Annotated in this window: 27 protein-coding genes; 13 read left to right on the top strand and 14 right to left on the bottom strand. The window is 69.4% G+C overall.

The annotated features are described in order from the left end of the window. The first annotated feature begins 4 nt into the window (after positions 1-4). Positions 5-1,225, top strand: a complete 1,221-nt coding sequence (locus HHL11_RS16515; RefSeq protein WP_342593244.1) for an ROK family transcriptional regulator — start codon at positions 5-7, stop codon at positions 1,223-1,225. Between the two features lie 6 nt (positions 1,226-1,231). On the opposite strand, the gene HHL11_RS16520 is transcribed toward HHL11_RS16515, so the two are convergent. After that, the gene (locus HHL11_RS16520) at positions 1,232-1,666 is read right to left on the bottom strand and encodes a DNA-binding transcriptional response regulator (RefSeq protein ID WP_169419430.1); all 435 of its coding nucleotides are present in this window, start codon (positions 1,664-1,666) and stop codon (positions 1,232-1,234) included. Positions 1,667-1,824: 158 nt separating this feature from the next. Between HHL11_RS16520 and HHL11_RS16525 the strand changes: the two genes are divergently transcribed. Beyond that, positions 1,825-2,391 carry a peptidoglycan recognition protein family protein gene (locus tag HHL11_RS16525; protein WP_169419431.1) on the top strand — a complete coding sequence of 189 codons (567 nt, stop codon included), beginning with the start codon at positions 1,825-1,827 and terminating at the stop codon, positions 2,389-2,391. A 109-nt stretch (positions 2,392-2,500) separates the two neighbouring features. Then, complete coding sequence (locus HHL11_RS16530) at positions 2,501-3,085, top strand: hypothetical protein (protein WP_169419432.1); 585 nt, start codon at positions 2,501-2,503, stop codon at positions 3,083-3,085. Here the strand turns inward: HHL11_RS16530 and HHL11_RS16535 are convergent, their stop codons facing one another. The 5 genes from HHL11_RS16535 to HHL11_RS16555 are packed head-to-tail and all read right to left on the bottom strand — an operon-like array spanning position 3,086 to position 7,709. After that, positions 3,086-4,084: a 2Fe-2S iron-sulfur cluster-binding protein gene (locus tag HHL11_RS16535; protein WP_169419433.1), complete on the bottom strand. Its 999-nt coding sequence runs from the start codon at positions 4,082-4,084 to the stop codon at positions 3,086-3,088. 10 nt (positions 4,085-4,094) lie between these two features. Further along, a complete protein-coding gene (locus HHL11_RS16540; protein ID WP_169419434.1) occupies positions 4,095-5,033 on the bottom strand; it encodes a PdxA family dehydrogenase in 939 nt (312 codons plus the stop codon). A gap of 5 nt (positions 5,034-5,038) precedes the next feature. Then, entirely contained in the window at positions 5,039-5,503 is a 465-nt protein-coding gene (locus HHL11_RS16545) for an aromatic-ring-hydroxylating dioxygenase subunit beta (protein ID WP_169419435.1), read from the bottom strand. A 2-nt stretch (positions 5,504-5,505) separates the two neighbouring features. Further along, entirely contained in the window at positions 5,506-6,732 is a 1,227-nt protein-coding gene (locus tag HHL11_RS16550; protein ID WP_169419436.1) for an aromatic ring-hydroxylating dioxygenase subunit alpha, read from the bottom strand. 2 nt (positions 6,733-6,734) lie between these two features. Beyond that, positions 6,735-7,709 (bottom strand): Bug family tripartite tricarboxylate transporter substrate binding protein, encoded by a 975-nt coding sequence (locus tag HHL11_RS16555; RefSeq protein ID WP_169419437.1) that lies wholly within the window; start codon positions 7,707-7,709, stop codon positions 6,735-6,737. A gap of 83 nt (positions 7,710-7,792) precedes the next feature. Here HHL11_RS16555 and HHL11_RS16560 point away from each other — a divergent pair, with 83 nt between their 5' ends. Genes HHL11_RS16560 through HHL11_RS16575 form a run of 4 tightly spaced genes read left to right on the top strand, consistent with a single transcriptional unit; the run spans position 7,793 to position 10,447 of the window. After that, the gene (locus HHL11_RS16560; RefSeq protein ID WP_169419438.1) at positions 7,793-8,581 is read left to right on the top strand and encodes an IclR family transcriptional regulator domain-containing protein; all 789 of its coding nucleotides are present in this window, start codon (positions 7,793-7,795) and stop codon (positions 8,579-8,581) included. 43 nt (positions 8,582-8,624) lie between these two features. Continuing rightward, positions 8,625-9,815 carry an aminotransferase-like domain-containing protein gene (locus HHL11_RS16565; protein ID WP_169420076.1) on the top strand — a complete coding sequence of 397 codons (1,191 nt, stop codon included), beginning with the start codon at positions 8,625-8,627 and terminating at the stop codon, positions 9,813-9,815. Positions 9,816-9,875: 60 nt separating this feature from the next. Further along, on the top strand, positions 9,876-10,118 hold the full coding sequence (locus HHL11_RS16570) for a type II toxin-antitoxin system CcdA family antitoxin (protein WP_169419439.1): 243 nt from the start codon (positions 9,876-9,878) through the stop codon (positions 10,116-10,118). After that, positions 10,118-10,447 (top strand): CcdB family protein, encoded by a 330-nt coding sequence (locus tag HHL11_RS16575; protein WP_169419440.1) that lies wholly within the window; start codon positions 10,118-10,120, stop codon positions 10,445-10,447. The genes HHL11_RS16570 and HHL11_RS16575 overlap by 1 nt, the downstream gene beginning before the upstream one ends. A gap of 20 nt (positions 10,448-10,467) precedes the next feature. Here the strand turns inward: HHL11_RS16575 and HHL11_RS16580 are convergent, their stop codons facing one another. Further along, complete coding sequence (locus HHL11_RS16580) at positions 10,468-11,505, bottom strand: ornithine cyclodeaminase (protein WP_169419441.1); 1,038 nt, start codon at positions 11,503-11,505, stop codon at positions 10,468-10,470. A 120-nt stretch (positions 11,506-11,625) separates the two neighbouring features. Between HHL11_RS16580 and HHL11_RS16585 the strand changes: the two genes are divergently transcribed. Next, positions 11,626-12,045: an Lrp/AsnC family transcriptional regulator gene (locus HHL11_RS16585; RefSeq protein WP_169419442.1), complete on the top strand. Its 420-nt coding sequence runs from the start codon at positions 11,626-11,628 to the stop codon at positions 12,043-12,045. 36 nt (positions 12,046-12,081) lie between these two features. On the opposite strand, the gene HHL11_RS16590 is transcribed toward HHL11_RS16585, so the two are convergent. Beyond that, positions 12,082-13,326 carry a hypothetical protein gene (locus tag HHL11_RS16590; RefSeq protein ID WP_240980093.1) on the bottom strand — a complete coding sequence of 415 codons (1,245 nt, stop codon included), beginning with the start codon at positions 13,324-13,326 and terminating at the stop codon, positions 12,082-12,084. Between the two features lie 69 nt (positions 13,327-13,395). Between HHL11_RS16590 and HHL11_RS16595 the strand changes: the two genes are divergently transcribed. Then, a complete protein-coding gene (locus HHL11_RS16595; protein ID WP_169419443.1) occupies positions 13,396-14,022 on the top strand; it encodes a DedA family protein in 627 nt (208 codons plus the stop codon). On the opposite strand, the gene HHL11_RS16600 is transcribed toward HHL11_RS16595, so the two are convergent. From HHL11_RS16600 to HHL11_RS16610, 3 genes are read right to left on the bottom strand one after another with little or no spacing between them, the layout of a single operon-like run. After that, the gene (locus tag HHL11_RS16600; protein WP_169419444.1) at positions 13,988-14,836 is read right to left on the bottom strand and encodes an alpha/beta fold hydrolase; all 849 of its coding nucleotides are present in this window, start codon (positions 14,834-14,836) and stop codon (positions 13,988-13,990) included. The two genes, HHL11_RS16595 and HHL11_RS16600, sit on opposite strands and share 35 nt — an antisense overlap. 22 nt (positions 14,837-14,858) lie before the next feature. Further along, positions 14,859-15,488: a Crp/Fnr family transcriptional regulator gene (locus tag HHL11_RS16605; protein ID WP_169419445.1), complete on the bottom strand. Its 630-nt coding sequence runs from the start codon at positions 15,486-15,488 to the stop codon at positions 14,859-14,861. After that, a complete protein-coding gene (locus HHL11_RS16610) occupies positions 15,485-16,162 on the bottom strand; it encodes a helix-turn-helix transcriptional regulator (protein WP_169419446.1) in 678 nt (225 codons plus the stop codon). The genes HHL11_RS16605 and HHL11_RS16610 overlap by 4 nt, the downstream gene beginning before the upstream one ends. Positions 16,163-16,335: 173 nt before the next feature. On the opposite strand from HHL11_RS16610, the gene HHL11_RS16615 reads away from it, so the two are divergent. Together HHL11_RS16615 and HHL11_RS16620 are read left to right on the top strand one after the other, a co-directional pair. After that, positions 16,336-18,150 (top strand): caspase family protein, encoded by a 1,815-nt coding sequence (locus HHL11_RS16615; RefSeq protein ID WP_169419447.1) that lies wholly within the window; start codon positions 16,336-16,338, stop codon positions 18,148-18,150. Positions 18,151-18,159: 9 nt separating this feature from the next. Then, positions 18,160-19,260, top strand: coding sequence for a matrixin family metalloprotease (locus HHL11_RS16620; protein ID WP_205964295.1), 1,101 nt, complete (start codon positions 18,160-18,162; stop codon positions 19,258-19,260). A 3-nt stretch (positions 19,261-19,263) separates the two neighbouring features. On the opposite strand, the gene HHL11_RS16625 is transcribed toward HHL11_RS16620, so the two are convergent. Genes HHL11_RS16625 through HHL11_RS16635 form a run of 3 tightly spaced genes read right to left on the bottom strand, consistent with a single transcriptional unit; the run spans position 19,264 to position 22,957 of the window. Continuing rightward, the gene (locus tag HHL11_RS16625; protein WP_169419448.1) at positions 19,264-20,238 is read right to left on the bottom strand and encodes a Bug family tripartite tricarboxylate transporter substrate binding protein; all 975 of its coding nucleotides are present in this window, start codon (positions 20,236-20,238) and stop codon (positions 19,264-19,266) included. Positions 20,239-20,264: 26 nt separating this feature from the next. Then, the gene (locus tag HHL11_RS16630; RefSeq protein WP_169419449.1) at positions 20,265-21,668 is read right to left on the bottom strand and encodes a M20 family metallopeptidase; all 1,404 of its coding nucleotides are present in this window, start codon (positions 21,666-21,668) and stop codon (positions 20,265-20,267) included. A gap of 23 nt (positions 21,669-21,691) precedes the next feature. Further along, on the bottom strand, positions 21,692-22,957 hold the full coding sequence (locus HHL11_RS16635) for a phospholipase D-like domain-containing protein (protein WP_169419450.1): 1,266 nt from the start codon (positions 22,955-22,957) through the stop codon (positions 21,692-21,694). Positions 22,958-23,065: 108 nt separating this feature from the next. On the opposite strand from HHL11_RS16635, the gene HHL11_RS16640 reads away from it, so the two are divergent. Next, on the top strand, positions 23,066-24,130 hold the full coding sequence (locus HHL11_RS16640; protein WP_169419451.1) for an Ldh family oxidoreductase: 1,065 nt from the start codon (positions 23,066-23,068) through the stop codon (positions 24,128-24,130). 14 nt (positions 24,131-24,144) lie between these two features. Beyond that, complete coding sequence (locus HHL11_RS16645) at positions 24,145-24,504, top strand: translation initiation factor Sui1 (RefSeq protein WP_169419452.1); 360 nt, start codon at positions 24,145-24,147, stop codon at positions 24,502-24,504. Positions 24,505-24,578: the final 74 nt, after the last annotated feature.

Consider the following 24,578-nt stretch of genomic DNA (forward strand, 5'->3'; position numbering starts at 1 on the left):
CTTCGTGATGGACGCCGCCGCTGCCGGCGCCGGCCCGCTGCGCCCGCATGGGTCCAGCCAGGGTGGCGTGCGCCAGTACAACGAACGGGTCGTGCTGCAGGCGGTGCGCCAGCATGGCGCGATGGCGGGGGCGGACATCGCGCGGCTCACGCGCCTGACGGCGCAGACGGTGTCCCTCATCACCAAGCGCCTGCTGGACGACGGCCTGCTGGTGAAGGGCGAGCCGGTGCGCGGCAAGGTGGGCCAGCCCTCGGTGCCGCTGGCGCTGGATGCGGACGGCGCGTATTCGATCGGCATCAAGGTGGGGCGGCGCGGCATGGACCTGCTGCTGCTGGATTTCGCCGGCAACGTGCGCGAACGCGCCAGCGTGCCCTATGCATTCCCCGATCCGGACACGCTGCTGCCCGAGATCACGCAGCAGGTGAAGGCCTTCCGCAAGGCGCTGGCGCCGGCGCGGCGCGAGCGGCTGCAGGGCATAGGCATCGCCGCGCCGCTGTCGCTGGGCGGCTGGCACGAGCTGCTGGGCGTGGACGCCGCGATGGCGGACAAGTGGAACCACGTGGACCTGTCCGAGCGGGTCGAGCGCGCCTGCGGCCTGCCGGTGCACTTCGTCAAGGATACGGCGGCGGCCTGCGTCGCCGAACTCGTGGCAGGGCAGGGCCGCAACCTGCGCAGCTTTCTCTACGTGTTCGTCGACACCTTCATCGGCGGCGGGCTGGTGATCGACAGCCACCTGCGCTCGGGCGTCAACGGCAATGCCGGCGCGGTGGGTTCGCTGGCGCTCGAGACGCATGGCGGCAAGGCGCCGCCGCGGCAGTTGCTGAGCGTGGCGTCGCTGTTCAACCTGGAAGCGGCGTATCGCGCCGCGGGGCTGGATGCGGATGCGGCGCAGGACGAGCGCGCGCTGCAGGGCGCGTGGCAGCCGCATACGCAGCGGTGGATCCGCGAGGCGAGTCCCGCGATCGGCTTGGCGATCAACCATGCGGCCTGCCTGCTGGACCTGGACGGCGTGATCATCGACGGCTCCTTCGGGCGCGGCCTGCGCGACGCGCTGCTGGCGCAGGTGGAGGCCGACCTGGCGGGCTACGACTGGGAAGGCGTGGCGCGGCCGCAGCTGTGGGCCGGGAGCATCGGCAGCGATGCGCGCGCGCTGGGCGGAGCGCTGCTGCCGCTGTATGCGAACTTCGCGCCGGACCGGGATTTGTTCCTGAAGCTGGAACGGTAAGCCGGCCTACTGGGTATCCGGCTCGGAGAGCAGCTTCTCCACCAACTCCGTCAAACGCTCCGCCGCCTCGGCCTCGCCATAGCGCCGCTGCCAGCGCACCAGGTCGACGAAGGCATTGCCGCCCAGCGCCCGCACCGCGATCTTCACGCTTTCGTAGAGCGCGTCGTCCAGCTGCAGTTCGCCTTCGACGCAGCGCACCGCGACGAAGGGCACGCGCGCCAGCGGCTCGCTGGCCTTCATGTGCCTCAGCAAGTCGTACATGCGGCCTTCGTCGAAATGGCAGCCGCAGACCACAACAGCGGGCACGGCTTCGTCCAGCACGTGCCGGGCTTCCGCCAGGTGCAGGGCCGGCGCCACCTCGTAGCTGCCGGTGAGCGCGCGCCGGAAGGCGGCGACGCCTTCGCGGGTGTCGGCGACGAGGATTCGGGGTGTGCTGGACATGCGAAGAACATTGTAATGTAGTGTCATGAGATGACACCATTCGCCCCATGCCGGCGCGTGTTGCCGGCACAAGCGCTTCCTCCAAGCGGGGGATTGGCTCCCGGGTTTCCGCGCACTACCTTGGATGCCATCTCCAGGCAATTCAAAAGGAGCAGCGCATGGACGCACCGGATGTCATCAACCGACTGCAATGGGGCGCGCGGCCGTTCAAGGGCCAGCCGCGACCGCTTGGTGCGGTGCAACAGATCGTGGTGCATCACGCCGGCGGCTATGGCGCCGCCACCCGGCAGGAAGGCGCGCGGCAGGTCGCGGCCCTGCAGAAGCTGCACCAGGGCCCGCAGTGCAACTGCCCCGACATCGCCTACCACTTCCTCGTCGATTCGGGCGGCCACATCTACCAGGGCAGGCCCTTCCTGGGCGGCGACACGCTGGACGACGTGCCCGAGTTCGCGCTGGGCGGCCACATCCTCAACGTCGATTCGCACAAGCTGGGCATCTGCCTGCTGGGGTGCTTCGACGCCGAGGGCGGCGAGTGCTGCGACACGCCCACGCCCGAGGCGCTGGATGCGCTGGAGCGGCTGCTGGCCTTCCTGTGCCGCCACTACGGCGTGCATCCGGCCGACATCCTCACGCATCGCGATTTCGTGCCCACCACCTGCCCCGGCGAAAAGCTCTATCGCGCCGTGAGCCAGTTGCGCGGCCGGATGGTGGAACACGTGGCCTGAGCGCGGCGCCCGGTAGTCCCGCGCCTACGCGGCCGCGCCTGCACGGACGACGCCGCGCTGGCGTTGCAGCGCTTACACCGGAAGCAGTGCAACGCAAGGAGAGCAAACAATGCATACGGCCATCTGTTCCTTCGATGACCGGGCGCAGGCCGAGCGCACGGTGGAGCGCCTGGTGCAGGCCGGCTACGACCGCAGCAACATCCACCTGAAGCACCGCCATGGCGACGGCCGCCATTCCGGCACGAACCAGTGGGACGGCATGGAGCGCGAAGTGGCCGTCGACCCGGGCGTACTCGCGTCCTTCGGGCGCTTCTTCGCCAGCCTGTTCGGCAAGGACGACGCCAGCCGCCATGCGGACACCTATTCCAGCGCGGTGGAGCGCGGCCAGTGCGTGGTGATCGTGGACGCCGGCGACGATGCCGCCGCCATGCGCGCGCAGCACATGATGCACGACATGGAAGCGGACAACCTCAACGTCGTGCAGCGGCCGGCGCAGCCGGCTTTGCGCGACATCGTGACGGACGACCAGCTGACGATGACCGGCCTGACCAAGGACATGGCCGACAGCTTCGGCACGGCGCGCGGCGACACGAGCCTGACCGAGCGGGAGCGCGCCATGGCGGCGAACCGGGAGGCCTTGTACCCGCAGGGCCCGCGCTCCGGCGCCAAGGACAAGCCGAACGACGACCGATGATCAGGTCGCCGCGGGGCCCGGCACGAACACGTCGCTGAAGAAGTGGTGCGGGTCCAGCCCGCGCTCTTCGACGCAGGCCTTGCGCACCGCGGCCACCATGCCTGGCGAGCCGCAGCAGTAGACCTCGTGGCCGGCGAGCGCGTCGAAGCGCTGGCGGACCGCGTCGTCGACGCGGCCGTTGAAGCCGTCCAGGGCCGCGGCATCGCCTGCATCTTCCAGCGCCGGCACGAAGGTGAAGCCGGGCAACTGCTTCTGCCACTTCTCCACGGCGGCCAGCAGGTACAGGCCGCCCTTGTCGCGCCCGCCCCAGATCAGCGTGACCGGCCGCTGCACCTTCTTTTTCACCATGTCGTCCAGCAGGGACTTGACGGGCGCGAAGCCGGTGCCGCCCACCACGCAGAGCATGGGCGCGGTGGATTCTTCCTTCAGCTCGAAGTTGCCATAGGGCAGCTCCACCTGCAGCGTGTCGCCGGCCTTCAGTTGCGGCACGATCTGCGTGAACTGGCCGCCGGGCACGTGGCGGATGTGCAGCTGCAACGAGTCGCTCTCGTGCGGCGGGTTGGCCATGGAATACGAGCGGCGGCTGCCATCGGGCAGCGCGACCTGCAGGTACTGGCCGGCCTTGAACTTGGCGCGCTGGCCCGCGGGCAGGCGCAGCTGCAGCACGCTGACGTCACCCGCGGCCAGCGTGTTGCGGAACACCTTGGCGGTGAAGGTCTTGCGGGCCGTCGGGTCGAAGCGGTGCCAGCTCTCGGGAACGATCTCCACGTCGGTCTGCGGCAGGCACTGGCAGTACAGGTGCTGGCCGGCCGGCCTGGCTTCGCTGGGCGGGCTCTGCACCTCGCCGGCGCTCACGCCGCCCGCGCAGTTGCCGCACACGCCCTTGCGGCAGGAATAGGGCATCTCGATGCCGGCGGCCAGCGCGGCGTCGAGGATGTTCTGGCCGGAGGCGCAGGAGAAATGCACGTCCGTTCCGGCGATGCGGATGTCGAAAGCCATGATGGAAATCTCAGGAGGAGAGGCCGGCGACGAGGCGCAGGCTGCGCAGCAGGGCATCCGGCCGGGCCAGGCCCGTGCCGGCGATGTCCATCGCGCTGCCGTGGCCGGTGCTGGCCAGCAGCACGTCCGCGCCGATGGAAATGGCGCTGGCCGCCTGCGGCGCCAGCAGCTTGACCGGGATGTGGCCTTGATCGTGCAGCATGGCCACGTAGAGGTCGTGCTTGCGCTCGGCCAGCAGCACGTCGGCGCCTTGCGGGCCGGTGATCGCGTAACCCCAGGCGCGCAGCCGTTCGGCCGCGGGCGCCACGCATTGCGCGTCCTCGGGCCCGAACAGCGTGCCTTCGGAGGCATGCGGGTTGATGCCGAACAGGGCCACCTTGGGCTGGTCCACGCCGATCAGCTTGCAGCCGCGCACACCGGCCTCGGTGGCCGCGACCACCAGTTCGGGCGTGAGACGCGCCAGCGCGGAAGCCACGCTCTCGTGCAAGGTCACGTGCACGATGCGCAGGCCGCCGCCCACCAGCAGCAGGAACACGCTGCCTTCGGGCTGGCCGCAGACGCGCGCCACCAGCGAGGGATAGCCGCTGAAGTGGATGCCGGCCTGGGCGATCGCGGTCTCGTGGTGCGGGCCCGCGACCACGGCGTCGAACTCGCCGGCACGCGTCGCTTCGATGGCGGCAGTGGCCGCGGCCACGGTGCTCGCGCCCGCCTTGGCGTCGATCTCGCCCCAGCGCAGCGCTTCCATCGGCAACTCGCCGCAGGGGCGCAGGTCCAGCGTGGGCAGCAGCGCCTGCAGGCCGGTCGAGGCCGCGGCGCGTTGCAGCACCGCGGGCGCGCCGAACACGGTGACCTGGATCCGCGAGTCGCCGGCCAGTTCGGCCAGCGCCTTCAGCACGATCTCGGGCCCGATGCCGTTGGGGTCGCCGAGCGACAGCGCGATCCGACGCATGGCAATTACAGGGGCAGGGCGAGCAGGGTGTCCGTCACCGTGCTGTCGCACACGGCCACGCGCTCGGCCAGCAGCAGCTTGCCGCCGCTCTTGACGAAGCGGTCGCGGTACTCGCCGGTGGCGAACAGCGCCGTCTCGCCGGTGTGCATGATGCGCGCCACGAAGAAGGGCGTGCGGGCCACCGCTTGCGTGTCATCGGCCGACTCCACCAGCGGCACGCCCAGCAGGTGCCGGTAAGCCTGGCGCTCGTAGATGTTGGCCTGGCGCAGCGAAGCCACGCGGTCTTCCAGCATCGCGCGCGAGTCGGCGTAGACGATGCCCGCGGGCAGGCCATCGCGCTCGTTCTCCGCGTTGGTGATGCGGTAGTGGCAGTCCTCGGTGAAAAAGGCCGCCCAGGTCTCCAGGGCGTCGCTGTCGATCGCCCGGGCGTAGGCCGCGTTGAACGCGCACAGTTGCAGCAGGTCGATCATGCTCAGGCTTCCATGTGGTTGCGGTAGGCCTTCCAGAAGCCGCGCACGGAGGTTTCGGTGGCGCGGCCATCGCTGGAGGCGGTGGTGTCGCCACCCATTTCGACGATGGCTTGCAGGTCGGCGGCGCCGGCGATGCCGCGCTGCACGAAGCTGCCGACCGCGCCGTCTTCCATGGAGATGAAGCCGGCCGGGCCGACCAGGTTCAGCTGCTTCAGGCGCGCCTTGCGCTGCTGGGGCGTGTCGCCGGCGTAGCCCAGGTAGGTCCAGTTCAATTCGCAGCGGCCATCGCCCTTGGGCAGCACCTGGCGCACGGCGATGCAGTTCTTGATCTGCTGCAGCACGAAGCCGGGGAACACCGAGAGGATCTGCAGCGTGATGCCGTCGTCGAACTCCTCGAAGCCTTCCAGCACCGTCGTGTCCTTCAGCTTGTGGTCGGCGTCGGAACGCAGGCCCTGCTCCTTGTACGAAGCGTCGGCCGCGGCCTTGTCGATCATCGAGTAGCTGACGTGGTTGCCGCCGCTCTCGTCGACGATGACGCCGCCCTTCTGCGACAGGCGGTTCAGCTCGAAGGTGGTGAAGAACAGGTGCAGCAGGCTGGCGTGGTAGCTGTCACGCACGTTCTCCACGTACAGCTTCCAGTCGTTCGGCAGCGCCTGGGTGAAGCGGCCGATGACTTCGACCGGCCGGTTCATCACGCGCTCGATGCGCTGGCAGATCTCGTCGCCCAGGTACTCCTCGACCGAGGGCACGTCGTCGCTGAAGCTGCCGAACACCAGGCCGCAGTAGACCGCGACGCGCAGCTTGCGCGGGCCATGGTCCTCCTTGCAGAAGGAATCCGGCATGCCGCCCTTGCCCTTGACGCCCTTCTCGAAGGCCACGCCGGTCAGGTTGCCCTGCAGGTCGTAGCTCCAGGCGTGGTACACGCACTGGAAGCTGTCGGCCTTGCCGCTCTTGTCCAGCGCGATCAGGGCGCCGCGATGCGCGCAGCGGTTCTCGAAGGCGTAGATCTCGCCGTCGGCGTCCTTGTTCACGATCACCGGCGTCTCGCCGACGTGGGTCGTGCGGTAGCTGCCGGCCTCGGGCAGTTCGGCTTCCAGGCACAGGTAGTTCCAGGTGGCGCCACGGAAGACGCGCTCCTGTTCCTGCTGCTGCGTCTGCGGGTCGCTGTACAGGCCGTAGGGGATCCGGGTGTAGCCCGGGCCGGGCCAACGGGTCGTCTGCTCGCTCATGCTCACTCCACCGTCACGTTGGCGGTCTTGATGACCTTGGCCCACTTGGCCGTCTCGTCCTGGATGAACCTGGCCGTCTGCTGCGGCGTCCAGCCCGCGGGCGTGGCGCCCTGCGCGGCGAACTTGCCGCGGGTGTCGGCCTGGGCCAGCGCGCCGGCGAAGTTCTTGTAGGTCACGTCGACGATGGCCTGGGAGGTGCCAGGGGGCGCCACCATCGTGAAGAAGGTGACCGCCACCATGCCGGGCAGCTTGTTTTCGACGAAGGTCGGCACGTCGGGCAGTTGCGGCGAGCGCTTCTGGTCGGCCACGGCCAGGATGCGCAGCTTGCCGCTCTTGTGGTACGGGAACGAGGAGCTCAGGTTGTCGAAGAACACGTCGACCTGGCCGCCCACGATGTCCACCAGCGCCGGCGCCGTGCCCTTGTACGGCACGTGGATCATCTCGGTGCCCGTGAGCTGCATGAACAGGTGCGCCGTCAGGTGCGAGGTGGAACCGTTGCCCTGCGACGCATAGGTGACCTTGCCCGGGTTGGCCTTCACGTAGGCGATGAACTCGGCGAGGTTCTTTGCCGGGAAGTCCTTGCGCACGTCCAGCACGTTCGGCACGGTGGCGATCACCGTGATCGGCACCCACTTGGACGGGTCGAACGAGAGCTTCTTGTACAGGTTCTGGTTGATCGCGATCGGACCGGGCGGCGACACCAGGAAGGTCAGGCCGTCCGGGTCGGAGCGCGCCACGTACTCGGCGCCGATGTTGCCGCCGGCGCCCGCGCGGTTCTCGACGATGATGCCGGCCGGGTAGGAGGTGTGCACCTTCTCGGCCAGGATGCGGGGCAGGATGTCGGCGGTGCCGCCGGCCGGGAAGGGCACGACGAGCTTGACCGTGGACTTGGGCTGGGCGAAGGCGGGCAGGGCGCGCGCGGCCGCGGCCAGGGCCGACAGCGCGAGCAGGCCGCGCCGGGTGATGGAAGCTTGCATGGGGGAACGTCTCCGGAAGGGACTGCTACAGCGATGCGCCAGTGTCCGCGCCGAGGGGGCGCCGGCCAAGCCAGAATTGCGCTATGCGCAAAAACTCGACCGCACCCTTGCGCCAGGACAAGGACTTCGTGGCCTCCTTGCAAAAGGGGCTGGATGTATTGACCGCGTTCAACCGGCAGAATTCCAGGCTGACCTTGTCGGAAGTGGCGCGGCTCACCGGCAGCTCGCCGGCTTCGGCGCGGCGCTCGCTGGTGACGCTGCACGCGCTGGGCTACCTGGGCAGCGACGGCAAGCGCTTCTGGGTGGCGCCGCGGGCGCTGCTGGTGGCGCATGCCTATCTCTCGTCGCGCCCGACGCCCGCGCTGGCGCAACCATTGCTGGACGCTTTGTCGGAGCGCACGCGCCAGTCGGCCTCGCTGGGCCAGTTGCTGGACGACGACGTGATCATCATTGCGCGCTCGACGGCGCGGCGTTCGCTGTCCACCGGCCTGGGGATCGGGTCGCGCTTGCCGGGCTATTGTTCGGCGTTGGGGCGGGTGATCCTGGCCAGCCTGCCGCCGGCCGAGGCCGCGCGCCGCGTGCGCGCGATGCAGCGCGTGCCGCTGACCACCAGGACGATCTACGAAGTGGATGCGGTGCTGGCCGAGGTGGAGCGCTGCCGCCGCGAAGGCTGGATCGGCGCCGACGGCGAGCTGGAACTGGGCGTGCGCTCGATGGCCGCGCCGGTGTACGACCGCAACGGCACTTTCGTCGGCGGGCTCAGCATCTCGGTGCGGGCCGAGCGCATGACGATGGCGGAGTTCCGGGACGAGCTGCTGCCGGTGCTGCTGAAGGCGCGGGACCGGCTGGGGGAGATGCTGTTCGGGGAGTGACAAAATGACGGGCTGGACCCTCCGAAAGAAGACCGACATGCCCCTGCAATTCGCCGACCGCCTGAACAACGTTGAAACTTCCGCCATCCGCGAGCTGTTCAAGCTCCTGGGCAAGCCCGGCATCATCAGCTTTGCCGGCGGCTTCCCGGACAGCGCCATGTTCGACGTGGAGGGCCTGCGCGAGGCCTCCGCCCGCGCGCTGCAGGAGGAGCCGGGCGCCGCGCTGCAATACGGCGCCACCGAAGGCTACGAACCGCTGCGCACACAGCTGGCCGCCTTCGAGCGCAGCAAGGGCGTGACGGACATCGAACCGCAGCAGCTGATCGTCACCACCGGCAGCCAGCAGGCGCTGGACCTGATCGGCAAGACCCTGGTCAACCCGGGCGACAAGGTGATCGTCGAAGGCCCGACCTTCCTGGCCACCATCCAGTGCTTCCGCCTCTACGGCGCCGACGTGATCCCGGCGCCCATCGACGCCCAGGGCGTGCAGGTCGACAAGCTCGAAGCCCTGATCAAGGAGCACAAGCCCAAGTTCGTCTACCTGGTGCCGACCTTCGGCAACCCCAGCGGCGCGCTGCTGACGCGCGAGCGGCGCCTGAAGGTGCTGGAGCTCGCGGTGAAGTACCAGACCCTGATCGTCGAGGACGATCCCTATGGCGACCTCTATTTCGGCGATGCGCCGCCGCCTTCGATGCTGGCCTTGTCCAGGGACGTGCCAGGCAGCCGCGAGTGGGTGGCCCACTGCGGCAGCATGAGCAAGGTGCTGAGCCCGGGCCTGCGCGTGGGCTGGCTGGTGGCGCAGCCGGAGCTGCTGCAGCGCGCGGTGATGTGCAAGCAGTTCAGCGACGCCCACACCAGCACTTTCGCCCAGGCGACCGCCGCCCAGTACCTGAAGGCCGGCCGCATGCCTGCCACCTTGAAGCGCGTGCGCGAGGTCTATGCCGAGCGTGCCCGCACGATGGCCGTGGCCCTGAAGCGCGAACTGGGCGATGCGATCGAGTTCATCGAGCCGCAGGGCGGGCTGTTCTTCTGGGCCCGCCTGACCGGCGCGGGCGGCAAGGTCAAGGATGCGAACGAGTTCGCGAAGCGGGCGATCGAGAAGGGCGTGGCCTTCGTGCCTGGCGCGCCGTTCTTCGCGAAGGATCCGGACCTGAGCACGCTGCGGCTGTCGTTTGCGACGGCGGGGGTGGAGAAGATCGAGGAGGGGTTGGGGCGGCTGGGGCAGGCGCTCTGAGGGTTGCGATCTTGCGTTCGAAATCCAATGCGCATAGCATGCGCATTGGAGGATTCCGTCATGCCTTCGCAAACTGATCGTAAACGTGCCGTCAACCTGACCTTGAGCGAGGGCTTGGTGGAACAGGCCCGCGGCTATACGGACAACCTGTCCGCAACGGTTGAAGAACTGCTCACCGGCTACGTCGCTTCGCAAGACGATGCCCGGCAGGGCCGGCGCGAAATGGCCGACGCGTGCGCCGCGGACTGGAACGCCGTGCATGAAGCCATAGGTTCCTTCGCCGACGAGCACTCCACGCTCTGATGGCGCAATTCGACGTCCACCAGAACAAGGGGGCGTTGCGGGAAGCGATCCCTTTCGTGGTGGTCGTGCAGTCGTCCCAGTTCGACCGCTACCGGCGCCGCGTGGTTGTTCCCCTGGTGCGAAGCAAGATGGTGCCTGCCGGCGGGACCGATCTGCGGTCGCGAATGAACCCGGTGTTCCGGGTGAAGAACATCGAGGTCGTATTGCATCCGCTCGATGTCGTTTCCGTGGCGGTCGACCAGCTTGGGCCCAAGGTGGCCTCGTTGGCCGAGCACGGCCAGACGATCACCGATGCTCTCGACGAGTTGCTGACCAGGACCCGGGGATAGGCGCGGGCCGCGCCTCGGACTCAGGCAGCGAGACGGAGGCGCCTGCCTTTGACTCGGCCGAACAGGTCCTTGGGGTCCGGCAACTCGGGAACGAGGTCAAGCGTCTCACCGACACCCAGCGCCTCGGCGGCATCGCGCAGGTAGCGCAGCGCCGAGAAGTCTTCCAGAGCGAAGCCCACCGAGTCGAACACGGTGATCTCCGAATCGAGTTGGCGGCCAGGACGGGCGCCCGCCAGCACCTGCCAAACCTCTGTCACGGGAAAATCGCGCGGCATCTGCTGGATGTCGCCTTCCGCCCGCGTCTGCGGCTCGTATTCGACGAACACCGAAGCAACCTCCAGCACACCCGGGTGCAGTTCGGTCTTCCCCGGGCAATCGCCACCCACCGCGTTGACGTGCATGCCGCGCTCCAGCATCTGCGGCGTGAGGATGGTCGCATTCGTCTTGTCGGCGGTGACCGTGGTCACGATGTTCGCGCCTCGCACTGCCTCGGCGATGCTGGCGCAGCGCACCAGCCGCAAGCCCGTGCCCTGCAGGTTGCGCACCAGCTTGTCTGTGGCCAACGGATCGACGTCGTACAGGCGAAGCTCCTCGATCCCCAGCAGATGCTGGAACCCCAGCGCCTGGAACTCGCTCTGTGCGCCATTGCCGATCAAGGCCATCACCTTGCTGCCAGGACGCGCCAGCACCTGCGCAGCCACGGCCGACATCGCCGCGGTACGCAGCGCGGTCGTCAAGGTCAGCTCGCTCAGGAGGCGCGGCATGCCGGTCGCCACATCCGCCAGCACGCCGAAGGCCATCACGGTCGGCAAGGCCTGCAGGTGGTTCCGCGGATGCCCGTTGACGTACTTGAAGCTGTAGCTCTGCGCATCGGACACCGGCATCAGCTCGATCACGCCCAGCCCGGAATGCGCCGCCAGCCGGGCGCTCTTGTCGAAGGACTCCCAGCGCAGGAAGTCGGCCCGGATGTTGCCGGCGATGCCCGCGATGCAGGCCGCCACGCCGCGCTCGCGGACGATGGCCGCGACGTCGGCGACGCTCAGGAACAGGGTACGCATGTTCGTCTCCCAATGACTGGGAACAGTCTCGCCCGGGCGCGTGCCAATGAAAATCGGCAAGAATGCAGCGAAACACCCGCCTTCCTGCCATTCCGGCAGGGGCGACCTGGCGAAATGGCAATGGACGAAGTCGACCAGCAGCTCATCGCGCTCCTGCGGCAGGACGCGCGCATGAGCGTCGCCGATCTCGCGCACAAGCTCGGCGTGTCGCGCGGCACCGTCACCAACCGCATCCGCAAGCTGGAAGACTCGCAGGTGATCGTCGGCTACACGGTGAAGCTGCGGCCGGAAGCCGAGCCGGACCGCATCCGCGCCTGGATGGGCGTGATGGTGGAAGGCAACCAGACGCGGCAGGTCATCGCCAGCCTCCTCGGGGAGCCGGGCGTCGCGGCGCTGCACGACACCAACGGGCGCTGGGACCTGCTGGCGGAGCTGGAGGCGCGCTCGATGGGCGAGCTGTCAGAGGTGCTGGAGCGGATCCGGCTGATCAGCGGGATCCGGAGCACGGAGACCAACATCCACCTGGCGACGTATCGCTAGGGCAGCATGGATCCCGGCTTGCGCCGGGATGACAACTTACATCAGCAATCCCGCCAGCTTCTTCACCAGATCCTCCATGGGCATGATGGTGAGCGCCAGCGGCGCGATGGGCAGGAAGAGGGCGCCGGCCAGCTGCACGATGGCATCGCGCGTGATCGGGGTGAAGCGCATTTCCTTCACCACCTGGTAGCTGTTGCCCAGGTCGGCCAGCGACTGGATGTCGCCGCTGCCGATGAGGGGCTCGTCCGCCGGCGCCGCGCCGTGCACCCACTTGCGGTCGAACTCGCGCACGTAGCGTTCCGCCAGCGCGCCGTATTCGCGCAGGCCCGCCCGCTTGGCTTCGGCCAGCTGCGGCATGAACACCAGCAGCGGCCCGAACACCAGCAGGGCCAGGAAGGCGGCCATCAAACCGAGTTCCAGCTTGAAGTCCAGCAGCTGCGCGCCGGCGAAGAAGATGCGGTTGGCCAGCTGCGCCGACACGATCGCGCCGTGCGCCAGCGCCAGCACGGCGAAGGCATAGACGGTGTTGCTCAGGAAGCCCAGCCCGCCCACGCGGTCCGGGTGCGTGGGCACCAGCGCCAGCCGGATGCGCGAGACCTGCCACAGGAAGCGGGCCCAGATGAACATCCGGAAGTACCAGCGCAGCAGCAGGAACTGGAACATCGGCACGCTGAGGTAGCCGTACCAGACGCCGGCCGGGGTCAGGACGCTGCCGCCGGGGACGACCGTGCCGTACCACGAAGTGGTGTTCAGCACGCCGTACTGGCGCCAGACCACCAGCACGCCGAAGCCATAGACGAATGCGATCAGCAGCACCTCCGCCAGCACCGAGTTGCGCAGGGCGAAGGCGCTGTGCACCGCTTGCTGGAACCGCTCGCGGCAGTCGTCCGGCACCAGGCGGCGGTCGAGGAAGGTGCGCGCGATGCGCCGCAGGCGCTGGTGCACCACCAGTTCCGCCAGGATCAGCAAGGGCAGGGCCACCAGGAAGCGGATTTGCACCTCCAGGTCGTAGACGAAGGGCACCGGCACGCTCCCGGGCAGCAGCCGCCCTTCGAACACCGACAGCACCAGCAGCGGCAGCCAGGCGATCGCGGCGATCGTGACGATGCGCTTGCGCAGCATGTGCAAGGTATCGTCGCTCAGGCGCGCGCGCAGCAGCAGCTGGTACAGCGGGCCGCCGAGGACGAGCGAGAAATTGTTCGTTTCCTCGCCGATGTCTTCGCCCGCGAGCAGCGGGTGCGGCGGCATTTCGTCCGGGTCCAGGGCCTGGCTTTCGTTCATCGGCTGGAACTCCTTTTCCAACCATCCATGTTGTCTACCCGGCCGTTGGTGTACAACTAGGGCAAGGTGTTGTTCGAACTGTTCCTCGGCTTCTTCTACGGCCTGGACCCGGCGTCCATGGCCGCGTGCGTGTTCCTGGTGCTGTTCGGCGCCGGCATGGGCCTGCCCCTGAGCCAGGACCTGATGCTGCTGGCGGCGGCGCCCCTGACGCTCATGGGCGTGCTGCCTCCGTTGAAGCTGGTGGCGCTGGCCTGGGTGGCCTTGCTGGCGGGCGACGCCGTGACCTTCTGGACCGGCCGCTATTTCGGGGCGCGCTGGATCCGCCTGCCGTGGGCGCAGCGCGGCGTGCCGCCGGCGGCCCTGCAACGGCTGGAGGAGGGCACGCGCCGGCGGGGGCCGCTACTGGCCTTCTTGGCGCGCTTCCTGCCCGGGCAGCGCGCCACGCTGTATTTCGCCTATGGGACCCTGCACATGCCCTGGCGGCAGTTCCTGGCCTTCGATGCGCTGGCCGCGGCCATCCACGTGCCGCTGCTGGTGTACGGCGTGCGCCTGCTGCACTGGCGCTGGGAAGCCTGGCAGGCGCCACTGGACCACATCGACGATGCGCTCACCTTGGCGCTGATCGCGCTGGTGTTCTTCTGGTACCGGCGGCAGAAGCGGCTCAGCCCGCCAGCATCCGCAGCAGCGTCTCGTTGAACACCTGCGGCGCCTCGTACTGCACCCAGTGCCCGGCGTCCTTCACCATCAGCACCTTGCGCACGCCAGCGGCGTGCAGCGCTTCCTTCAGTTCCGTCAGCTTGCCGGTGTAGAGCACATCCTGCTCGCCGTAGATCGCCTGCACGGGGACGGTGATCCGGGTCAATGCGCGGGCCAGGGCGTCGGTCATCGCCAGCCGCCGGCGCGGCATGCGGTCGTGCGGCACGTTGGCGGCCTGCAGTTCCACGGCCAGTTCGTCGACCGCTGATTCGCGCCACAGCATCAGCGTCTTCAGGTTGCTGCGGTGGGCGGCCAGCTGCGCTGTGCGGTCTTCCAGGTGGCGCCAGGCCGTCAGCGCCACGCGGCGGTCGCGCAGGCCCAGGCCGGGTGCGCCCACCACGATCAGGCGTCGCACGAGCTCCGGATGCCCCGCCGTCAGCAAGCCGGCGGTGAGGCCGCCGAAGGAGAAGCCGACCAGGTCCACCGGGGCTTCGCCCACCAGGAGCGGCAGGCCCTGGGCGAGCGCTTCCGCCGCGCCATCGGCGTCCTTGTTGCCGGCCGGCAGGTCCGAGTCGCCCATGCCGGGCAGGTCCGGGACCAGCACGCGGCGGCCCGCCGCGGCGAGCGCCTCGACGTTGCGGATCCAGTGCGTCCAGCTGCCGCTGCCGCCGTGGAACAGCACCAGCGGCTGGCCTTCGCCCCAGGCATGCCACGTGATTTCGCCGTCGCCGCAGGGCGTCGTGTGGCAGGTGGCGTGGGAGAGGACGCGGAGGGCTTCGGGCGGGAGGGACGACGCGAGGGACTGCTGGGACATCCTTCGATTGTCGCCGCGGCGCTCACCAGCGCGCCGGCAGGGGCTTCAGCAGGACGATGCGCTGGTCCTTCTTGGCGACGTAGCCGCCTGTCTCCAGGTCCTTCATCAGGCGGCTCACCATCTCGCGCGAGCAGGCCAGGTGGCCGGCGATCTGCTTGTGCGTCATCGGCTCGGGGATGGTGCGGATGCCTTCGGCATCGGGTTCGCCCGCCAGTTGCTCCAGCAGGCGCTTGGCCCGCCCGTAGACGTCGATCAGTGCCAGGCTGCGCGTGCTTTCGGTGGCCAGGCGGGCGCGGCGGATCAGGCGGCCCATCATCTCCAGCGCGAAACCCGGTTCCTCGGCGATGTAGGCCAGCAGCGTTTCGCGCGTGATCACCGCGCAGCTGGTGGCCTCCATCGTCTCCACGTTGGCGGAGCGCGGGCCGCCGTCCAGCGACATCTCGCCCACGTATTCGCCTGGGCCGTAGATGCCCAGGGTCACTTCCTTGCCCTGCGTGTCGGCAGCGAAGGCGCGCAGCCGGCCGCTGCGCACGATGTACAGCGTGCTGCCGATGTCGCCTTCCTGGATGAGAAGCAGGCCGCGCCGATAGCTCCGCAGCGTGCCGCGTGCGGCCAGCGCCTCCGTGTGGGTGGGGGCGCCGCCGCTCGTCAAAGCAGGGCGTGCGCGCCCATGGGCGCGGCAAGGTGGAGGCTGACGGGCACGACGGGGGGCAGGGCGGCCACCCGCTGCACCAGCAGCCGGATGCTGTTGATGCCGGTCTTCAGGCGCAGCGCCCGCACCTGGGTGCGCACGGTGCACAGCGACACGCCGTGGGCGCTGGCGATGTCCTGCACGTCCAGGCCTTCGCACAGGCCGCGCAGCACGGCCTCTTCCTTCGGCGTCAGGCCGTGGGTGCGCGAGAAGAAGCCGAGGTTCAGGTTCTGCGTGCCGTGCTGGCGCGCCAGCATCAGCAGCACCGGGCCGCCGGCGCCTTCGTAGGCCTCGAACAGCGGCACGCAAGCCGCGGGCAGGGGGTCGCCCTCGCCGCGCAGCATCAGCATCTGGCGCCGGCCCTGGGCGGCGGCGCCCACCGCGCGGCGGAACTCGTCGGCCTGCAGGGGCGTGTGGCTGGCCACCCGGCCGCCCGCCACGTGGAGAAAGCGCGCCCGCGACAGCTCGTGCCGCGCCAGGTGGTTGGCGTGCCGCAAGGTGCAATCGGCATCGACCAGGATCAGGCCGTAGTCGATCTCTTCCAGCGCACGCCAGGCGAGATCCACCTCCGTGGCGACGGGGCGCAGCCGGGCGGCGGAAGGAGCCGGGGAGAAGACGATGGTCTGGGCTTGCATGCTGTGCTCCTTCTCATTGTGGTGCAACAAGTCTAAAAATTTGTTGCCCGAAGCAAATACGGCCCGTACCCCGTGGCGTGTGATCCATTCACCTCCTCCATCCTGAGGATGGTTCGTGTCAGCCGTATTTCCTATCTTGCGGTCCAACCGGGCCATCCCGGCAGGGGGAAGGGATGCGAATCCTTGCGATCCACGGCGTCGGCCACGGCGACGCCAAGACCGACTGGCCGCCGCAATGGCAGCAGGCCGTCCTGTCCGGGCTGCAGACCTGGCGGCCGGACCTGGACGTGCCGGCCATCGAGTTCCTGCACTACGACAGCTTCTTCGAGCAGGCCCCGCTGGGCGCGCCCGAGGTCGCCGAGGCGCTGTTCCGCCTGTCCGCGAGCGGGCTGTTCCACGGCCTGACGGACATGATGCGTTCGCGCGGCGGGCTGGGCACGGCCCTCGACGCCGTGCGCTGGACGGCCGGCATGGTCGCGCAGTGGGTGGCGCTGGACGACCTGCGCGAGCAGCTGCGCAAGCACCTGGCCGCCGCCATCCAGCAGCAGCAGCCGGACGTGATCCTGGCCCACAGCCTGGGCTCGCTGCTGGCTTACGACACGCTGCGGCGCGACGAAGCGGCCGGCGGCACGCTGGCCAAGGACCTCACCTTCGTCACCTTCGGCTCGCAGATCGGCAACCCGGCGGTGCGTTCGGTGTTCGGCGGGCGCATCGAGCCGCTGGCCAGCTGCCGCTTCTGGTGGCACCTGTTCAACCCCGAGGACGACGTCTTCACCTGCCCGCTCGGGCTGCCGGCGCGGGCCCGCTTCCGCCAGGTGACGACCTTCTTCGACATCCCCGGCATGGCCGACCACGACGGCGCCCATTACCTGGGGCACGAGCAGACCACGCTGACGGTCTGGCAGGACCTCGCGGCCAGCGCGCGCGGCAGCAAGCGCGCGGCGCCGGCGCAGCCGGCCAACCTGGCCGTGGCGCATCGCGCCGCCGTGCAGCCCAAGCCGGTGGAGCTGAAGCAGAAGGCGGTGCTGGTGGGCGTGGCCGACTACGCCGACCCGGCCAACAAGCTCGATGGGCCGGTGAACGACGTCTTCGCCGTCAGCGCCGCATTGCAGGAACTGGGCTTCCCGCCCGACGGCATCCGGGTGGTGCTGAACGATCGCGCCACCGCCGAAGGCATCCGCGAGCGCCTCAAGTGGCTGCTGCAGGAGGCGCAGGAGGGCGACCAGCTGTTCTTCTTCTTCGCCGGCCACGGCGCGCAGGTGCCGGGCTATGGCCGCGATTCGGAAGTCGACCGGCTCGACGAATGCCTGGTGCCCTACGACTTCGACTGGACCCGCGGCCAGGGCATCAGCGACGACGAACTGGCCGCGCTCTATGGCCAGCTGCCCTACAAATGCCAGTTCACCATCATGCTGGACTGCTGCCATGCGGGCGGGATGACGCGCGGCGGCCTGAAGGCGCGCGGGCTGGCGCCGCCGGACGACATCCGCCATCGCATGCTGCGCTGGGACCGGACCAGCCAGATGTGGCTGCCGCGCGAGCAACTGGCCAGCCCTACGGCGGCCGAGGAGAAGAAGGTGGCCCGGGCGGCGGACCGCGCATCGTGGCTGGGCGAAAGCGGCAGCGTGCGTCGCATCGGCCGCGGCACCAGCCTGTGGGCGCCGAGCGCGCGTGCCTACGGCGCGGCGAAGACGGCCAACCGGCACGCGGGCCCTTACGTGCCGATGATGCTGGAGGCCTGCGGCGAGAACCAGCTGGCCTACGAGTACCGGCATGGCGTCACCGCCTTCGGCGCCTTTACCTACAGCCTGGTCAGCGTGCTGCACCAGGTGGCGCGCGAGCAGAAGAAGCCGCGCCTGAGCTTCGAGCAGCTGATCGCGCGCACCGGCAAGCGCATCGCCACCGTCGTGCCCGAGCCGCAGCAACCGCAACTGCACTGCGCCTCCGCGCGCCGCAAGGACCTGATCCCCGGTTTATCCCCGCTCTAGGAGAGCACCATGGCCCGCAAGAAGACAGCTGCCGAAACCGGCGCGTACCTGGCCCAGGCAGCCCGCAAGCACCGCTTCTGCGCGGTGGAATATCCCAAGGGCATGCAGCCCGGCGGCGCGCCCATCAAGGACGAACGAACGCGCCTCCTGCGCGAGACCCAATACAAGTGGCTCAATGGGACGAAGCTGCGCTACTGGTTCTTCCCGAAACCCAAGGCCTGGGCCGGCAGCGACGCCGACCGCAACGTGGTGCGCCAGGCCTTCGCCGCCTGGAAGGCGCTGGGCATCGGTCTGGACTTCGAGGAGGTGCAGGCCAGGGAACAGGCCGACGTGCGCATCGCCTTCCTCGATGGCGATGGTTCCTGGTCCTACATCGGCACCGACGTCCTTACCAAGCGCGACGACCCGCGCACCATGAACTTCGGCTGGAGCCTCACCGAGGACCTGGCCGAGGGCATGGACACCGCGCTGCACGAGATCGGCCACACGCTGGGCTTCCCGCACGAGCACCAGAACCCCTTTGCCGGCATCGTCTGGAACGAGGCCGCCGTCTACAAGACGCTGGGGGCGCCGCCCAACAACTGGAGCAAGGCGACCACCCGGCACAACATCATCGACAAGCTGCAGGCCGACAAGGTGCAGGGCTCGTCCTGGGACCCGAACTCGGTGATGCACTATCCCTTCGAGGCGGGGCTGATCGTGGAGCCGAAGAAGTACGCCAAGGGCCTCACGCCCAAGGGCGGGCTGTCGGCGCGCGACCGCAAGTGGGCGCGCGGCTTCTACCCGCCGGTCAAGGCGCAGGCGGCCAAGGAGCTGCAGCCCTTCAAGGCCAATGCGCTGTACCTGGCGACGGGCCAGCAGGCGGACTTCCGCTTCAAGCCGATCGAGACGCGCGACTACGAGTTCCGCACCTTCGGTGAGGCCGATGCGCTGATGGCGCTCTATGCGCAGGCGAAACCGGCGGGCAAGCCGCTGGCGCAGGAGGACGACGGCGGCACGGAGGACAACGCCCACCTCAAGGTGCACCTGGCCGCGGGCCAGGAATACGTGCTGCGGCTGCGGCTGCGCTACGCGAAGCAGCCGGGGCAGGCCGCCGTCATGGTCTGGTGATGATCAATCGATCGTGATGTGCGCGCGCTGGGCCACGGCTTTGAACGTGGCCATCTCGTCGCGGATCATCTCGCGCAGCACGTCGGGGCCGAGCAGCACGGGCTCCATGCCCGCCGTCGTCACGATCTTGCGCACTTCGGGGTCCGCCATCACGGCGGCCAGCTCGTGGTTCAGGCGCGTGAGCACGGCGTCGGGCGTGCGCGCCGGCGCGGCGATGGCGTACCAGCTCACGATCGAAGCCTTGCCGATCTTCGCTTCGGCATAGGTCGGCACCTCGGGCAGCAGCGCGGCGCGCAGTTCGCCGGTGACGGCCAGCGCGCGCAGCTTGCCGGCCTTGACGTGCGGCGCGGCGGAGGCCACCGTGTCGAAGCCGAGCGGGATCTCGCCGGCGATCAGCGCCGTCAGCATCGGGGCGCCGCCCTTGTACGGCACCGGATTCAGCCTGGTCTGCGTCGCCTCGGCCAGCATCGCGCCGGCCAGGTGCGGGCCGGAGCCGCTGCCGAAGGTGCCGAACATCAGGCCGTTGGCGTCGCCGCGGGCGCGCTGCAGCAGGTCGGCCACCGAGTTGATGCCGGAGTTCGCGCCCGTCAGCATCACCAGCGGCGCCTTGGCGACGACCGCCACCTGCGCAAAGCTTTCCAGCGGGTCGTAGGGCAGGCCGGGCTTCAGCGCTGGCAGGATGGAATAGGTGGACGAGCCGGAGAGCAGCAGCGTGTAGCCGTCCGGCGCGGCACGGGCCACGGCCGCTGCGCCGATGGCGGTGGAGGCGCCGGGCTTGTTGTCGATCACGACCGGCTGGCCCAGGCGCGGCGCGAGCTTGGTCGCGATGATGCGGGCCACGATGTCGGTGCCGCCGCCGGGCGGGAAGGGCACGACCAGGGTGACGGGATGCGTGGGCCAGGCCTGCGCGAGCGCGGGGGCGCTGGCGAAGGTCATGCAGGCGGCGGCGAGGACGAGCAGGGAACGCAGGGACTTCATGGGATCGTGTGGAAAGGCGAAACGATTCAGGCGGCGCGGGCCGCGCGCACGGCGGCTCCGGTCTCGCCCAGGTCCCAGAACAGGCCGGCCATCAGCGCCAGGCCTTCACGGGCGACCGGCGCCAGCAGGTGTTCGTTGGGCGCGTGCTGCGCGCATGCGGGGTAGGAATGCGGCACCCACAAGGTGGGCAGGCCCAGCGTGTTGGCGAAGATGTCGTTGGGCAGCGAGCCGCCCAGGTTGGGCAGCAGGGCCGGGCGCTTGCCGGTGCTGCGCTGGATCGACTCCAGCGCCCAGCGCACCCACGGGTCTTCCGGGTCGAGGCGCGTTGCCGCGCCGCTGGCGCCGGTGTGGATCTCCACCGCCTGGAAGCCGTGCGCATCGAGATGGGCGCGCAGCGCCGGCACGATGTCTTCCACCGCGGTGCCGACGACGAAGCGCATCTGGCAGAACACGCGCGCGCTGCCCGGGATGGCGCCCACGGGCTGGGCCGGGTTGCCGGCCACCATGGCCAGGATCTCGATGCTGTTCCAGCCGATCACGCGCTCGGCGGGCGTGAGCCCGGGCTCGCCCCAATCGGCGTCGACGGCCGGATCGTCCGCGTCGCCGCCGACCTGGATGTCGGCCAGCGCGCGGCGCACGGGCTCCGGCACCTCGCGCGGGCGCAGCGCGTCGACGAGGATGCGGCCGCGCGGACCGACCAGCGATGCGACGGCATTGGCCAGCACGATGCCGGGGTTGGCCAACAGGCCGCCCCAGTTACCGGAGTGATAGGCGCGCTCGCGGCAGTTCAGGCGCAGTTCGAAATTGAGCGCGCCGCGGGAGCCGAGGAAGAGAGTGGGCCGCGCGGCCTGCACCCGCGGGCCGTCGCTGGCCAGGAACAGGTCGGCCTTCAAGGCTTCGCGCTGCTGTTCGCAAAATTCGCGCAGGCCGGGCGAGCCCTTTTCCTCGCCGGTTTCCACCAGCAGCTTGAGGTTGAAACCGAGCTGGCCGCCGCGCGCGGCGATCACCTGTTCCAGCGCCGCCAGGTTGACGGTGTGCTGGCCCTTGTTGTCGGCGGTGCCGCGGCCGTACCAGCGTTCGCCTTCGATGTGCAGGTCCCAGGGCGCGAGGCCTTCGCGCCACTGCGCGGCCTGGCCGCGCACCACGTCGCCGTGGGCGTACATCAGCACTGTGGGCAGGCCGGGCGCTTCGATACGTTCGGCCACGAGCAGCGGCAGGCCGGCGGCGACCGGGTTGTCATGCAGTTGCGAAGTGAAGCCGAGGGCGGCGAGCGAGGGCGCCATCTCCTCCTCGAGGTAGGCGCGCAGCACGGGCGCGCCTTGCGGTTCCTCGCTCTCGGAGGCGTAGCGCACGCGCCGCGCCAGGGTGGCGGCCAGCGCGCCGGAATCCAGCACGTCCTGCGCGCGCTGGATGGCAAGGGATCGGGTCATGCGGGCGATTCTGCCCTAGCGACCTACAGCACGTCCTTGATGAAGTAGGCCGCGTTGTCGTGCAGCTTGTGAAAGATGCTGCGCTTGCGCCATTGCTCCAGCTTCACCTCGCGTGCCCGCTGCACGTAGCGCTCGAAGATGCCGTCGAAGCGCGCGGCGATGCCGGCGTCGAGGATGCCCAGCGTGATCTCGTCGTTGGTGTCGAAGGAGCGGTCGTCGAAATTGGTCGAGCCCACCGCGGACCAGGCGCCGTCGATGGTCATGATCTTCTGGTGCAGCAAGGTGTGCGGGTACTCGAACAGGCGCACGCCGCTGCGCAGCATCGTCTCGAAGTGGCGGTGGCCGGCATGCTGCACCACCGGGCTATCGGAGCCGCTGGCCGCCGGCATCAGCACGCGGATGTCGACGCCGCGCTTGACGGCCTGCGCCATCGCCGCGATGGCTTCCACCTTGGGAATGAAGTAGGGGTTCTGGATCCAGATGCGCTTCCTGGCCAGGCACAGCGCGGTGTGGTGCAGCAGCTTGACCGCGGGCGCCGAGTTCTCGGGCTTGACGAAGGCGGCGTGGATGGGGATGTCGCCCACCTTGTGCAGCACCGGGAACACCTCCTCGCCCACGAACACCTCGCCGGTTTCGCCGGTCCAGTTCTCGCTGAAGGCGCCCTGGATGCTGTGCACGATGGGCCCGTGCAGCCAGACGCTGACGTCGGAGAAGTGCTGGCCGTCCTCGGCGTTGCCCAGCCAGTCGTCGACGATGCAGTGGCCGCCGACGAAAGCCTCCTTGCCGTCGATGACGCACAGCTTGCGGTGGTCGCGGTCGTTCAGCACGCCGATGGTATAGATCGAGCGCTTGTGGAAGAACTTGACCTTGCAGCCGGCCTCGCGCAGCCGCGCCAGGGTGTCGTTCTGCAGCTTCTTGGAGCCCTGCGCGTCGAGCAGGATGCGCACCGTGACGCCGGCCCGCGCGCGGTCCATGAAGGCGGCGGCCACGCGCGTGGCCAGCTGGCCGGGCTTCCAGAGGAAGGTCTCGAAGTGCACCGACTTCCGCGCGGCCAGGATGCGCGCGACGAGCACGTCGAAGAAGGCGCCGTTCTCCAGCACCTCGATGCTGTTGCCCTCCACCGAGGTGCTGAGCGACAGGCCGGACAGCGAGGGCATCAGCTGGTCGATGGTGGCGTCGCACTGCACGTGCAGGATCGGGCTGCGGTGGCGGCGGATGGACCAGATCACCAGCGCCAGGACGGCGCTGAGGGCGAGGGACAGCCAGACCCAGAGGTCGGAATCGAACATGGCGGCGCGGTGAGCTCTTCCGTTTTTGGTCATTCTCCGGTCAGGCGGCGCCATCCGGGCTTGTCCGTAACCAGGTGTTCGCCACCGGCGCCTAGACTGGCCCGCACCATGCAAAGCCCATCGCCGCGCTTCGGCGCCGACTCCCTGCGTGACTTCGCCCGCAACCTGCTTGCTGCTGCCGGCATGCCCGACGACAAGGCCGACGCCGTCGCCGGCATCCTGGTGCAGGGCGACCTGATGGGGCACACCACGCATGGCCTGCAACTGCTCGCGCCCTACCTGCGCGACATCGACGCGGGCAGCATGCGCGTGGACGGCGGCCCGCAGGTGGTGGCGGACGCGCCTGCCGCGCTCACCTGGGACGGCCGCCGGCTGCCCGGGCCCTGGCTGGTGCTGCAGGCGATGGAAGCGGCGGCCGAACGGGCGCGAACGATGGGCACTTGCACGGTCGTCATCCGGCGCAGCCACCACATCGCCAGCCTGGCCAGCTACCACCTGCGCGCGACCGAGCAGGGCTTGCTGTTGCTGCTGGCCTGCTCCGATCCCAATGCCAGCAGCGTCGCGCCCTTCGGCGGGCTGGACCCGGTGTTCACGCCGAATCCGCTGTCTGCCGGCATCCCGGCACCGGGCCTGCCGATCGTCACCGACATCTCGACATCGACCACCACCAACGGCCTCACGAACCGGCTGCAACAGGAAGGCGGCAAGCTGCCGGCGCCCTGGCTCATCGATGGCGAAGGCCGGCCCAGCGACGACCCGGGCGTGCTGTTCCGGGAACCCAAGGGCACGATCCTGCCGCTCGGTGGCCTGGATTCGGGGCACAAGGGTTATGGCCTGTCACTGCTGGTGGAGGCGCTGACCGGTGGCCTCGCCGGCCACGGGCGCGCGGATCCGAAGGAGGGCTGGGGCGCCACGGTGCTCCTGCAGGTGATGGACCCGCAGCGCTTTGCGGGCAGCGAAGCCTTCCTGCGCCAGACCGGCGAGTTGGTGCGGCAATGCCATGCCTCGCGCCCGGCCCGGGCCGGCCGGCCGGTGCGCTTGCCGGGCGAGCAAGGCTTTGCTCTGGCCGAAACGCAGCGCCGCGAGGGCGTGGCGCTGCATCCGGGGATCGTGGATGCGTTGCGGCCGTGGGCGGAGAAGCTGCGGGTCGAGATTCCCGGCGCCCTGGCGTAGCCGACAATCCGGGCATGAAAAACCGCCCCACCGGCGGCCTGGTGTATTCCACCGAGGGCGGGCGCATGTGCCCGGCCTGCCGCCGCCCCATCGCCCAGTGCACCTGCCGCACCGCCCTCCAGCCGCCGCCCGGCGACGGCATCGTCCGCGTGCTGCGGGAAACCAAGGGTCGCGGGGGCAAGGCGGTGACCGTGGTGCGCGGCGTACCGGTGGACGCCGGCGCTTTGCTGAAACTGGGGCAGGACCTGAAAGCCGCCTGCGGTACCGGCGGCACCGTCAAGGACGGCACGATCGAAGTCCAGGGCGACCACGTGGAGAAGGTCATCGCCTTGCTGCAGCAGCGCGGTTACCAGGTCAAAAGGGCCGGCGGCTAGGCGGTTACAGCACGGACGCAGTAGCAGGTTAGGCTTATGGGTTGGCCCGGCCCGTTTTCCGTACGGCTGAGCCT

The organism is Ramlibacter agri (genome assembly GCF_012927085.1).
In the GTDB taxonomy this organism is placed as follows: Bacteria; Pseudomonadota; Gammaproteobacteria; order Burkholderiales; family Burkholderiaceae_C; genus Ramlibacter; species Ramlibacter agri.